The sequence below is a fragment of the [Bacteroides] pectinophilus genome (genome assembly GCA_025146925.1).
In the GTDB taxonomy this organism is placed as follows: domain Bacteria; phylum Bacillota; class Clostridia; order Lachnospirales; family Lachnospiraceae; genus Bacteroides_F; species Bacteroides_F pectinophilus.
Genome location: CP102260.1, coordinates 2,061,883 through 2,075,411, shown reverse-complemented (window position 1 = coordinate 2,075,411; position 13,529 = coordinate 2,061,883). Strand labels below are relative to the sequence as shown.

9 protein-coding genes are annotated in these 13,529 nt (G+C 41.3%); 4 read left to right on the top strand and 5 right to left on the bottom strand.

The genetic code is table 11. The features are described from left to right. Positions 1–151: 151 nt before the first annotated feature. The 4 genes from NQ488_09750 to NQ488_09735 all read left to right on the top strand — a co-directional run bounded on the left by NQ488_09750 (position 152) and on the right by NQ488_09735 (position 5,139). Positions 152–817, top strand: coding sequence for a DUF134 domain-containing protein (locus tag NQ488_09750; protein UWN94862.1), 666 nt, complete (start codon positions 152–154; stop codon positions 815–817). Positions 818–1,076: 259 nt separating this feature from the next. After that, the gene (locus NQ488_09745) at positions 1,077–1,250 is read left to right on the top strand and encodes a hypothetical protein (protein ID UWN94861.1); all 174 of its coding nucleotides are present in this window, start codon (positions 1,077–1,079) and stop codon (positions 1,248–1,250) included. Between the two features lie 235 nt (positions 1,251–1,485). Next, the gene (clpB, locus tag NQ488_09740; GenBank protein ID UWN94860.1) at positions 1,486–4,080 is read left to right on the top strand and encodes an ATP-dependent chaperone ClpB; all 2,595 of its coding nucleotides are present in this window, start codon (positions 1,486–1,488) and stop codon (positions 4,078–4,080) included. Between the two features lie 255 nt (positions 4,081–4,335). Continuing rightward, the gene (locus NQ488_09735; GenBank protein ID UWN94859.1) at positions 4,336–5,139 is read left to right on the top strand and encodes a hypothetical protein; all 804 of its coding nucleotides are present in this window, start codon (positions 4,336–4,338) and stop codon (positions 5,137–5,139) included. A gap of 119 nt (positions 5,140–5,258) precedes the next feature. On the opposite strand, the gene NQ488_09730 is transcribed toward NQ488_09735, so the two are convergent. The 5 genes from NQ488_09730 to NQ488_09710 all read right to left on the bottom strand — a co-directional run bounded on the left by NQ488_09730 (position 5,259) and on the right by NQ488_09710 (position 13,340). Further along, the gene (locus tag NQ488_09730; GenBank protein ID UWN94858.1) at positions 5,259–7,025 is read right to left on the bottom strand and encodes an ABC transporter ATP-binding protein/permease; all 1,767 of its coding nucleotides are present in this window, start codon (positions 7,023–7,025) and stop codon (positions 5,259–5,261) included. Beyond that, positions 7,025–8,782: an ABC transporter ATP-binding protein/permease gene (locus tag NQ488_09725; protein UWN94857.1), complete on the bottom strand. Its 1,758-nt coding sequence runs from the start codon at positions 8,780–8,782 to the stop codon at positions 7,025–7,027. Before NQ488_09725 ends, NQ488_09730 begins: the two co-directional genes overlap by 1 nt. Before the next feature lie 51 nt (positions 8,783–8,833). After that, a complete protein-coding gene (argH, locus tag NQ488_09720) occupies positions 8,834–10,207 on the bottom strand; it encodes an argininosuccinate lyase (protein UWN94856.1) in 1,374 nt (457 codons plus the stop codon). Between the two features lie 92 nt (positions 10,208–10,299). Next, positions 10,300–12,882, bottom strand: a complete 2,583-nt coding sequence (locus NQ488_09715; protein UWN94855.1) for a YfhO family protein — start codon at positions 12,880–12,882, stop codon at positions 10,300–10,302. Positions 12,883–12,899: 17 nt separating this feature from the next. After that, complete coding sequence (locus tag NQ488_09710; protein ID UWN94854.1) at positions 12,900–13,340, bottom strand: GtrA family protein; 441 nt, start codon at positions 13,338–13,340, stop codon at positions 12,900–12,902. Positions 13,341–13,529 lie beyond the last annotated feature (189 nt).

Here is a 13,529-nt window from a genome sequence, read left to right as displayed (position 1 = left end):
GAAGATTGAAAGTTATGGTGAGAGCGGAGTGTTCCCTGTGTACGGCGGAAAGATGTAGTCTTATTGCTATTAAATTAAATAGGTACTTGTAACTCATAAAAGAATGTAATATGATTATTACTGACATATGACGGAAATGGATGAGTGAAATATGGCTAGACCAACGAAATGCAGAAGAATATGTTCAGAACCTGCTTATGATATTTTCAGACCGGAAGGAATACCAACAGATGGGCAGGTTAATATGACTGTGGATGAATATGAGGCAATACGCCTGATAGACCTGGATAGATGTACGCATGAACAATGCGCACGGCAGATGGAAATTTCCAGAACAACAGTTACAGAGATCTATGAATCTGCCCGCTATAAGCTTGCATACAGCATAGTACATGGTAAGGTACTGAATATTATTGGAGGAAACTATCGGTTTTGTAAAGGCAAGGATGATTTTTGCTGTGACCAGACATGCATAAGAATGAGCAGGTTCATTTCCGCCGGAAACTTTGAAGGAAAAGGAGAACAACAGATGAGAATTGCGGTAACTTATGAAGATGGAAAGATTTTTCAACATTTTGGACATACAGAACAGTTTAAGTTATATGATGTTGAAAATGGAGAAATTAAAAAGGTACAGGTCGTAGATACCAATGGACAGGGACATGGTGCATTAGCATCATTCCTGACTAACGCCGGAGCTGATGTGCTTATATGCGGTGGTATTGGCGGCGGAGCCCAGAGTGCACTTGCTGAGGCAGGAATTCAGCTGCTTGGTGGTGTAAGCGGAGATGCAGATGAAGCGGTTAAAAATATATAAGCGGACAATTGGATTACAATCCGGATGTACATTGCACACATCATGACCATGATCATACATGTGGTGAGCATCAGTGCGGAGAGGATAAGCATGGATGTGCCGGCAATTGAGGCTTGCGTTAAAATAGTTGGCAAGATAAAATTACATCATGGATTTAAACCTTAAAACAGAAGGATGTCGTTTATCAACAGGATGGATGTATCCTTCTTTTTTTGTACCTATTTTTAGATATAAAATCAGGAAAGAGAAGGTTTTGTTTATGAAAAAATATATATCAGTTCTTTTAATTGTTGTCATGGCAAGCATCGGACTTGCTGTGTGCGGCAGTTTATCATCAGATAATTCCAATAATAAAAAGATAAAAGTTGTTACAACTATTTTCTCTGAGTATGACTGGGGTAAAGAAATTGCCGGGAACACAGATAGCAGATAATCTGGCAGAGGCAGATTCTGAGCATAAGGATATGTATAGCACTAATTATGCCGCATTTGTGGGATGCTCCGCAGAGAGGATGGAGATGACAATCTTTACTGCAGGTTATCGGATGCAAAAATATGGAAAGAAAATAAGTACAAAAAAATTTAAAAAATATATTGACACCCATAATATTCTGTGATATATAACATATAGAACAAACAAAACAAATGAAACATTATAGGAGGGTGCCATGAATATTAATAAATTTACTCAGAAATCCATGGAAGCTGTTCAGGGATGCGAGAAGCTTGCATATGAATACGGCAACCAGGAGATAGATCAGGAACATTTTCTCTACAGCCTTCTTAATATAGAGGACAGTCTGATTGCGGGACTGATTGAGAAGATGGGAATTGACCGCAATGCATTTACAAGGGATGTAGAAGCTCTTATACAGAAGAAGCCAAAGGTATCAGGCTCAGGTGCAGGTCAGGTATATGTAAGCAATGCACTTAATAAAGTACTTATAAGCGCAGAGGATGTTGCTAAGCAGATGGGCGATTCATATGTGTCTGTTGAGCATCTGTTTATAGCATTGCTTAATGAGCCTAACAGAGATGTGAAGGAACTGTTCAAGCGCTACAATGTAACGAAGGATGGATTCCTTAAGGCGCTTTCAACAGTAAGAGGTAATCAGAAAGTTACAACAGATAATCCTGAAGCAACATATGATACACTTAAGAAATATGGTCAGGATCTTGTCGAGAAAGCAAGGGATGGCAAGATGGATCCTGTTATCGGACGAGACAACGAGATTCGTAATGTCATAAGAATCCTGTCACGTAAGACAAAGAATAATCCGGTTCTCATTGGTGAGCCCGGTGTAGGTAAGACAGCAGTTGTAGAAGGTCTTGCGCAGCGTATAGTACGCGGTGATGTTCCTGAAGGACTTAAGGATAAGAAGCTTTTTGCACTTGATATGGGTGCACTTGTTGCAGGTGCCAAGTATCGTGGTGAATTTGAAGAGCGTCTTAAGGCTGTGCTTGACGAAGTTAAGAAGAGTGAAGGTCAGATAATTCTTTTCATTGATGAGATTCATACAATAGTAGGCGCAGGTAAGACTGAGGGTGCAATGGATGCAGGCAATATGCTGAAACCTATGCTTGCAAGAGGTGAACTGCATTGTATCGGTGCAACAACTCTTGATGAACACAGAGAATATATTGAGAAGGATCCGGCACTCGAAAGGCGTTTCCAGCCTGTAATGGTTGATGAGCCTTCTGTTGAGGATACAATCTCAATACTTCGTGGACTTAAGGACAGATATGAAGTATATCATGGCGTGAAGATAACTGATGGCGCACTTGTGAGTGCAGCTACATTGTCAGACAGATATATTTCAGACAGATATCTTCCTGACAAAGCAATCGACCTCGTAGATGAGGCATGTGCAATGATTAAAACAGAGCTTGATTCAATGCCGGCAGAGCTTGACGAGATGCAGCGTAAGATTATGCAGCTTGAGATTGAGGAGCAGGCGCTTAAGAAGGAAGAGGATAACCTGAGCCGTGAGCGTCTCGATAGCCTTCAGAAAGAGCTGGCACAGCTTCGCGAAGAATTCTCACAGCAGAAGCAGAAGTGGGACAGTGAGAAGAGTTCTGTTGACAAGATAAGCAAACTGAAGGAAGAGATTGACCATGTCAATCAGGAGATTCAGAATGCAAAGAGTGATTATAATCTTGAAAAAGCTGCAGAACTGCAGTATGGCAGACTGCCGGAGCTTACAAAGCAGCTGAATGAGGCTGAGGAAAAGGCTCATTCAAAGGACATGCAGCTTATACATGAGAGTGTTACAGAGGATGAGATTGCCAAGATTGTATCCAGATGGACCGGCATACCTGTAGCAAGACTCAGTGAGACAGAACGCCAGAAGACACTTAAGCTTGATGAATTGCTCCACAGAAGAGTTGTAGGACAGGATGAGGGCGTTACTAAGGTGACGGAAGCGATAATCCGTTCTAAGGCAGGTATTAAGGATCCTACAAAGCCAATTGGCTCATTTCTGTTCCTCGGACCTACAGGTGTAGGTAAGACAGAACTTGCCAAGGCACTTGCAGAGAGTCTGTTTGATGATGAGAGCAACATTGTACGTCTTGATATGAGTGAGTATATGGAGAAATACTCAGTGTCACGTCTTATAGGAGCGCCTCCGGGATATGTAGGATATGATGAGGGCGGTCAGCTTACAGAGGCTGTGCGCCGTAAGCCATATTCAGTAGTCCTGTTTGATGAGGTTGAAAAGGCACATCCGGATGTATTTAATGTACTTCTTCAGGTGCTTGATGACGGACGTATAACTGATTCGCAGGGACGTACGGTTGACTTTAAGAATACAATCATAATTATGACGTCTAATATAGGCTCGCAGTACCTGCTTGACGGTATTGATGCGGATGGCAATATAAGCAGTGATGCGGAGAATGCCGTAATGGGAGATCTTCGTAATCATTTCAGACCTGAATTCCTTAACAGGCTTGATGAGATTATAATGTTTAAGCCTCTTACCAAGAGTAACATTTCTTCGATTATTGATCTGCTTATTAAGGATGTCAACAAGAGACTGGCGGATAAGGAGCTGACTGTTAAGCTTACGGATGCAGCAAGAGACTTTATTGTTGATAATGGATTTGATCCAATGTATGGTGCAAGACCTCTTAAGAGATATGTACAGAAGACAGTCGAGACACTTGCAGCAAAGCTTATTCTGGCAGGCAACATTGATGCGCAGAGCGTAATCCTCATAGATGTAGAGGATGGTAAGCTCACGGCAAGAGCAGAAAAATAATCTGTCACGACGATTTTTAAGATGTCCCCTGTGGAGTTGCATTTCCTTTAATTAGAATGTAATTCTTCAGGGGATTTTTTATGTTGAAGCTGTAATAAAGCATTCGTTGAATCTTGGAATTAATTTCTTTGATAGGAGCATTGGATATTCACATTACATGGGAAGATATTGATTACCTTGAAGAAAAGAAGTAATATTTTTTAATTGGCTGCCGATATATTAATATATACCATTGTGAACGGAGGGACAGAATATATGGCAATCAGCAGTGTAGACAGCAAAGCCGGTACTAATGCCGCAACAGGAATCGGCACAATAACAGACGCTAATACTGCATCAGACCATATGAAGGCGGCATTGAAGAATAAGGATTACATGGAATTTATCAGCCTTTATAAGGAGAAGATGCGCGATGATATAGATAATGGCACGGCAGAGCCTTCTTTTCAGACCGGCAGCCAGACTTTTACTGACCGACAGTGGGACAGGCTGTTGGAGAACTTTGACAGTGCTCAGGATGATATAAAGAAAGCGGTCAAAGAGCAGGGCAATAAGCTTAAGGAAGAGGCTGATGAGTCAAGAAAGCTGTCAAAGGAACTGAACGAAAAGATACTTAAGGAATTACTTCAGAAGCAGGAAGATGACAGAAAGCTTACATTACTTACGTCAGAGCTTTTGAAGGCAGTATACCCTGTATCACCGGAGGATGCTATGTTGGGAGCTGTTCCGAGAATGTATATAACGGCGGTCAGCGAGGATGGAATCAGATGTATTTCACAGGATTCCGAAGAGTATGACTGGGAACTTTTATTTGCCAATTCTATTCAGTACAGACAAGCTATGGATATTATTGACTGGGCATCGGAAGAGATGGATAATTATCTTTTTGCAGCCAATGAGAATTTCTGGCAGGACTATCTTGGTGGGAATATAGACATAGAGGCATTTAAGGATTTTCTGGCAACAACCAATAATGGAATCCCTGACTACGTAATCGGTGATGAATATAACATGAGAATAGATGAAAGCAAGATTAAGTGGGCGCAGTACATGAATTAGCATGTAAAGTGTTTCTGATAATATGATAACAAAATCTCCGGTGCCGGAACTGATAATGTCCCGGCACCGGAGATTTTATTTTATGCTCTATAGAATTTATTATACATTTGATTGCTGCTTTAAGACTGTTTTACCTGAACAAACTGGCTGTTGTAAAGTGTAGCGTAGAAGCCGCCCTTTGCAAGAAGCTCTTCGTGCCTGCCCTGCTCAATAATCTTTCCGTCCTTCATAACAAGGATTATGTCAGCCTCACGGATTGTCGACAGACGGTGTGCAACGATAAAGCTTGTCCTGCCCTGCATCATCTGTGCAAATGCGTGCTGTATCTTAAGCTCAGTTCTTGTATCAATAGATGAAGTAGCCTCGTCAAGAATAAGCATAGGCGGCAGGCAGAGCATGACACGTGTGATGCACAGAAGCTGCTTTTGTCCCTGTGAAAGGCTTCCGCCATCCTCAGTAATCCATGTGTTGTAGCCGTCAGGAAGACGCTTTATGAAACTGTCAGCATGCGAAGCCTTTGCAGCGGCAATAACCTCATCGTCTGTGGCATCAGGCTTACCCATAACTATGTTATCACGGATAGTACCTGCCTTAAGCCATGTGTCCTGAAGAACCATGCCGATGTTCTGGCGAAGTGAATGACGTGTCATATTCATTATCGATGTTCCGTCAACAGATATTGTTCCGCTGTTTACATCGTAGAAGCGCATAAGCAGATTAATAAGAGTTGTCTTACCACAGCCGGTAGGACCTACTATTGCAACGCGCTGGCCCGGCTTAACTTTAAGGTTGAAGTCCTCAATGAGCGGACGGTCGGGAACATATGAAAAATATACATGTTCGATGTCAATGTTGCCTTTGACGGCAGGCATTGTTATGGCGTTGTCACTGTCAGGTATCTGTGGTTCTTCTTCGATAAGCTCAAATATTCTTGCGGCACATGCAATTGCATTCTGAATCTCCGTAATGACACCTGAGATTTCGTTAAATGGCTTTGTGTACTGGTTGGCATAGCTTAAGAAGCATGAAAGCTGTCCTACAGTAAGCCTTCCGTTGATTGCAAAGAATGCACCGAATATTCCCACACCCGCATATACAAGGCTGTTTACAAATCTTGTTGCAGGATTGGTGATTGATGAGAAAAATATGGCACGCAGAGAATAGTGCTGGAGCTTATCATTAATCACATCAAAGCGTGCAAGTGAATCATCCTGATATCCAAATGCCTGAACAACCTTCTGGTTACCGATCATCTCATCAATAAGTGCCGTCTGCTCACCTCTTGTCTGCGACTGAAGTTTGAACATTGAAAATGTGTGCTTGGCAATAAAGCTTGCCACAAACAGTGAAAGAGGAGTAATAAGAACAACTATTAATGTTATTCCGGCATTGATTGAAAGCATAAATCCGAGTGTACCTACAATTGTAAGAACACCTGTGAAAAGCTGTGTAAATCCCATGAGAAGACCATCTGCAAACTGATCGGTATCGGCAATGACACGGCTTACAATATCACCATATGAATTGGCGTCAATATATTTGAGAGGAAGAATCTCGATTTTTTTGAATGCTTCATCTCTTATATCACGTACTACATGAAATGTTATCCTGTTGTTACAGGTATTCATTATCCACTGTGAAATGGCTGTTATGCCCATTACAACGCATGCTTCAATTATAATCTTAAGTATTGCGCTGTAATCGACTTTTCCCGGACCTATAATATAATCAATTGCATCACCTGTAAGAATGGGAATGTACAGTGATGAAGCAACGGTTACGGCGGCTGTTACAAGAGAAAGAATAATGTACAGCTTATATTTTTTAATATATGACAGAACCTTAAGAAGTGTAGCTGTCTGCGATGATTTATTTTCCATGCTCATTATTCTGCCACCTCCTTAGGAAACTGTGAGTAGTAAATCTCCTGATATACATGGCAGTTTTCAAGCAGCTCTTCATGCCTTCCGATGCCTGCAATATGTCCGTCATCAAGAACAATTATCTGGTCGGCCTGCATCATTGAAGCTGCACGCTGTGATACGATAAATGTTGTTGGCGCATCAGGCATAGCGGCTATCGACTGGCGGAGTGCCGCATCAGTAGCAAAGTCAAGCGCTGATGCACTGTCATCAAGAATAAGAATCTCAGGACGCTTTACAAGAGCACGGGCAATTGTAAGACGCTGCTTCTGGCCGCCTGAGAGATTCCTGCCTCCCTGCTCAACCATATAGTCAAGCTTTTCTTCTTTTTTATTAACAAATTCAAGTGCCTGTGATATCTTCAGCGCATCCATAATCTCAGCATCTGTGGCATCCTTCTTGCCCCAGAGAAGATTCTCGCGGATAGTTCCCTTGAAGAGGATGGCCTTCTGGAGAACCATGCCTATCTTGCTGCGGAGTTCATCGAATTCATAAGTCTTGACATCGCGTCCGTCAACAAGAACTGTACCGCCGGTTGCATCGTAAAAACGCGGAATCATGTTGACAACCGAAGATTTACCTGAACCGGTACCTCCGATGATACCGACAGTCTGTCCATGAAGAATCTTAAAGCTTATATCTGACAATGCACTTTCGCCTGTTGAGTTGTACGCAAGGTCTACATGCCTGAACTCAACAACTGCATCTGATGAACTACTTCCGGCATTACCTGGATGACCGTCATATGCTGACTCGGCAGGTTCAGCAATCTCCTGGCTTGACTTAATCTCAAATACAGCTTCTATACGGTTGGCGCATGCAAGCGCCTTGGTTATTGTGATTATAAGGTTGGCAAGCTTTATGAGCTCCACAAGAATCTGTGACATGTAATTAACAAGGGCAACAACAGCACCCTGAGTAATAATGCCGCCATCTACCTGGATTGCACCTGTCCACAGAAGTACAAGGGTTGCTGCATTGATGATTACATAAGTAACCGGATTGGTAAGAGCAGATATCTTGCCGACAAACTTCTGCATTGACGTAAGTGATTCGTTGGTTTCTTCAAAATGCTTACGCTCATCTGCTTCTTTGTTGAAAGCCCTGATAACACGGGCACCTGTAAGATTCTCACGGGTTATGCCAAGGACATTGTCGAGAAGCCCCTGAACTTTTTTATACAGAGGCATCGTAATTTTCATGATTCCGAATACAACGATTGAGAGAAGAGGAATCGTCACAACAAATATAAGAGCTGCCTTAACATTTATCGTAAATGCCATTACCATAGCACCGAATACGATAAAAGGTGAACGCAGGAACAGTCTCAGAACCATGTTGACACCTGACTGTGTCTGGTTAATATCACTGGTTATTCTTGTTATAAGTGTTGATGTGCCGACAGTATCAAGTTCAGAGAAGGAAAGGCCCTGAATGTGCTCAAACAGGGCATGGCGAAGTTTTGTTGCAAAACCGGTCGCAGCTTTGGCAGCAAAAAACTGTGCAGTTATCGAACTGGTAAGTCCGACAACTGCAAGAAGAACAAGAACAAGGCACATCTTAATGATATATGGCTTGTCTGAATTGGCGATACCGGTATCAATTACGGCAGCCATGACAAGCGGAACAAAAAGTTCAAACAATGCTTCGAGCATCTTAAAGAGCGGAGCAAATATACATTCCTTTTTATAGTCCTTAAGGTAAACTAATAATCTGGACATCGAAACATCTCCATTTCTAAAAAAGTAAGGGTATACTGCAAATCATGCGGATTATTCTGCGAGATACTGCTCATACTGTGCTATGACGGCATCCATTGCAGATTTGCCCGGAGCACCGATTGTAAGGCGCTTCTCAACGCATGTCTTAAGAGAGATTGCATCGTAGATATCATCATCAAATACATCGCATACAGCTTTGTATTCATCAAGCGTAAAGTCATCGAGAGCCTTGTGATGCTCAATTCCGTAGAGTACGAGCTGACCGATAATTCCATGAGCATCGCGGAATGGGACACCCTTACGAACAAGGTAATCAGCAGCATCAGTAGCATTAGTGAAACCATGCTTTGCACTTGCTTCCATTATGTCTTTGTTAAGAGTCATTGTATCAATCATGCCCTTGAATAAAGAGATGCATCCCTTGGCAGTATCAATTGCGTCAAATGTAAGTTCCTTATCTTCCTGGATATCCTTATCGTAAGCGAGAGGAATTCCTTTCATAGTTGTAAGAAGTGACATAAGTGCACCGTATACACGGCCGGTCTTACCACGCACAAGCTCAGCAATATCAGGATTCTTCTTCTGAGGCATGATACTGCTTCCTGTGCTGTATGCATCATCAAGTTCAACAAACTTGTACTCATTTGAATTCCAGATTATGATCTCTTCTGAAAAACGGCTGAGGTGCATCATTATAATTGAAAGTGCATCAAGGAATTCAATAAGGTAATCCCTGTCAGAAACTGAATCCATGCTGTTGAGTGTGGGACCAGTAAAGCCAAGAAGCCTTGCAGTCATCTCTCTGTCGAGCGGATATGTAGTTCCTGCGAGGGCACCTGAGCCGAGAGGGCAGTAGTTCATTCTGGCAAATATATCAGAAAGACGGCTTCTGTCACGCTTAAACATCTCAAAATAAGCACCAAAGTGATGTGCTACTGTAACAGGCTGAGCCTTCTGCATATGTGTAAAGCCCGGCATATATGTCTCAACATTTTCCTTCATTATTCGTAAGATTACCTGAAGAAGCTCCCTGAGTTCTTCGTCGACATTGCCGATCTCGTCGCGTGTATAAAGCTTCATATCAAGTGCAACCTGATCATTGCGGCTGCGTCCGGTGTGGAGACGCTTGCCGGCATCGCCGATGCGCTCAATAAGATTAGCTTCGACAAATGTATGAATATCTTCATACTCGTCAGTAATCTCAAGCTTTCCACTCTCTATATCTTCAAGAATGCTCTTAAGGCCTGCTACGATTTTTTCTGAATCATCCTTAGATATAATTCCCTGTGCACCGAGCATTGTAGCGTGTGCAATACTTCCCTGAATATCCTGTCTGAAGAACTTCTGGTCAAATGATATTGATGCATTGAAGTTGTAGACAAGCTTGTCTGTTTCCTTGGTGAATCGTCCTCCCCAAAGTTTCATGTTATCCTCCATTCCGGCTGTTATGAAGCCTGTATAAATTTTATAATATTGAATCAACGGCCTTTTAATTATGCAATAAGATGATTGCTGTATTAGTTGTGAAGGCTGTCATCATCTCTGAGATAATCCTGTACAAATCCCGGAAGCTTAGAAGAATCTATGCGTCCTTCGCGTACATACTTTCCAAATAGTGTAAGTGCTGCAAGTATGAGAATGCTTGCCAGTGTTATCATAATTCCCGGTATAAGATTAACCGGGCGGTACTTCAGCTCAATTGTGTGTTCACCTGCTGAGAGGTTAATTCCAAGTACGGCATCCTTTATTGCAAATGCAGACACCTTTTTACCGTCTACTTTAACAGTCCAGCCGTTGTCATAAGGTATTGAAAAGAACATTACTCCATCTCTTGCTGTATTGACGGTTCCGCTTATTGCTGTGTCACTGTGCTTTGTAACATTAAGTCCGCCTGAACTTAATATGTTGCAGGCTCTTACGAACTTATCAGAATCCATTGCATACACAAGGGCGTTCATGCTTGTGTCTCCGGCAAGAATAACACTGTCCTCGGTTGTCACATATCCGATATCGATGATTCTGTTACCGTTCTTAAGACCTGAATATGTGTACATCTTACCGTTAATCGTTACTGTAACCGTATCACAGTTAACATTGCGAACGACAGCATACATATGTGCATTAGTATAAGGTGTAAAATTAACCTCAGTATCTGTACGGAATTCATATACCTGCTCAAACACGTCTTCAATTCCTGTATTAGTCTTATAAAAACTGTTCTGAACCTCAATTCCGTTATAAGGCGAATTAGTAATCCATCTGTCTTCAATAGCGGAATCAACCATGAATCCTACAGGAAGAGTATATTTGTTCTCGTAGAGAAATTCGCCGTCACTTCCGTAATAGAAGTTAAAAAGATTACTCTCAGGAAGCAGCTTATTGCTGATTATATATTTTACATTAAATATAGAAGCAGTTGCAAGTGTTGAACCATGGTATGAGTAAGCATTCATTGAGTGCTCGCAGCCCAAGCTTCCGAGAAGGTCTGTTATTCCTGACGGAGCAGTGGAAGAGAATGTTGATATACTTGGATAACCATGCCATGCCGCATCGTTCTTAGTCTTAAGACCAAAAGTCTTCTCAATTCTGTAGAAACCGGTATCATCAGCTCTTACCTTCTCAAGAAGATTATCAACAGCAGCGTTGTCTAGAAGATAAGCGCTTCTGCCGGTTGTGCTTAAGCCTGTATTCTCCATATTAATGGTGCATTCTATGATTGTTGATGCAAAGAGTACAAAAAGAAGTATTGGAGCCTTCAGTCTGTTGCGGTTATAGAAGAGCGCAAGCAGCGCATATACAATTATAAATGCCGCACTGATATATACGGACTTCCATTCATACATCTCGTTCAGACCGCATTCTTCAATAAAAAGCATTATTGCAAAGGCTATTGCAAATGCAGTGCCAATCTGTTTCTTTGAGTATTGTTTTATGTCTTTAAAGCCTTCATAGCACATCGTCAGAAGGAAAAAGATATATATAAATGACTGTCTGGCAGGAAGGCTGTTTGGATAATGGAATCCATGCCAGATATAATTAGGAATATTGAGATTATATGCCGTAAGGAAGATAAGCAGAAGGAGACATTTGCCAACCTTCTCACCTGTCTTTGCATTTTTATTCATGAGATACAGCGGAACAAGCATAAAGACCATCACACCGCAGTAGATGTTAGGATAATGCTCAAGTCCGAGATGTACAGGTATATTGATGAGATGCCTGCACAGCATGCTTACTATTGAAAAATAGTTTGTAAGAGTCTCAGGAAATGTCGAACTGCTTGATGCCGAAAGTGAGAAGGCATACATTACAGGAAGCAGGAGACACGCTGCCAGACCACCTGCAAGGAGTGAGTAAAGGCAGAAGTTAAAAAACTTTTTAAGGTATATCTTAAAGCTTCTGTTCCTGTTATACACGAACATGAGCACAACAAAATACAGAACAACGGATATACATATCATAATTGCAATATAATAATTAGTGTAAATGCAGAAGCCGAGACTTATGCAGTAAAGAAGACATTTGTTTTCATTAACGAGGCGCTCAAGACCAAGCATGACCAGCGGAAGCATGACAATACAGTCAAGCCACATGATATTCCAGCTGTATGCGGCAATGAAGCCGGACATTCCGTAGAACATACCGAAAAGAGCAATAGTGCAGCTTTTATTGTTAAAATGCCTGCTGATATAATATGTGAATGCAACACTTGCGAGAGAAGCTTTTATGATAATAATTGCATTCATTATCTCGATGATATATTTTTGCGGGAAAAGAACTATGAGCCAGTTAACGGGACTTGCAAGATAGTATGCATACAATGCAGTGAAGTTGGTGCCCATTCCTATGTCCCATGAATATGAGAGACTTTCACCATGGGCAAGCTTGCGCCAGAGTTCCTTGAAGAATGGCGCGTACTGGTGGTACATGTCCGAACGCAGATAGCAGTTATCTCCGAAAGGGTATATCTCACGTACATAATAAAGTGCCATGAACATTATAAGAGGAATTAAAAAGGCAACTATATATGTAAGGTTGCCATGTGGAATCCTCTCGTCATCCTCGTCTATGAGATTAAAATGAAATGAAAACTTCTTCATCGATGCCTCCTTATAGATTATTTATTCTTGAATATAAAGAACTTGCTGAGTACATAATTGATTATTACCACAAATACATTGCTTATAATCTTCGCAAGAAGACTGTTCATGCCAAGGAGTACAATTGCAACGAACATAAACCCTTCATCGAAAGCAAGTGAGAGAAGTCTTGCGATTACAAATCCTGTAAGTTCTGCCATTACTACTTTAAAAGCCATGCTTTTGCTTTCAAAGACAAAAAGCTTGTTAGTTACAAAAGCAAATGCAACAGAAATAACCCATGCTATAACATTGCCTACAAGGGATGCGGCATCTTCAGACATTATAAATGCAAGTTCGCGTTCGGCAAACCAGAAGACAACAATATTGATTATTGTTGTGAGTACACCGAAAATTAAATAGCTTATAGTTTCTTTGTTCAGAAATTTTTTGATAAGATTGTTGATTTTATCATTCATATTTTATATAACCATGCCTTTCCAATACATGCTTTCCATTGTACTATATCGCTAACTTAGTGTAAATATTTTTTTGGGTTTTGCAGGCAAAATCTGTTGTAAATCTCTTGCAAAATCACTTGTAATATGAAGCTGATTCATATAAAATGAAATAAGCATAAAGGGGCTTCTACCGGAGAAGGTGGGAGA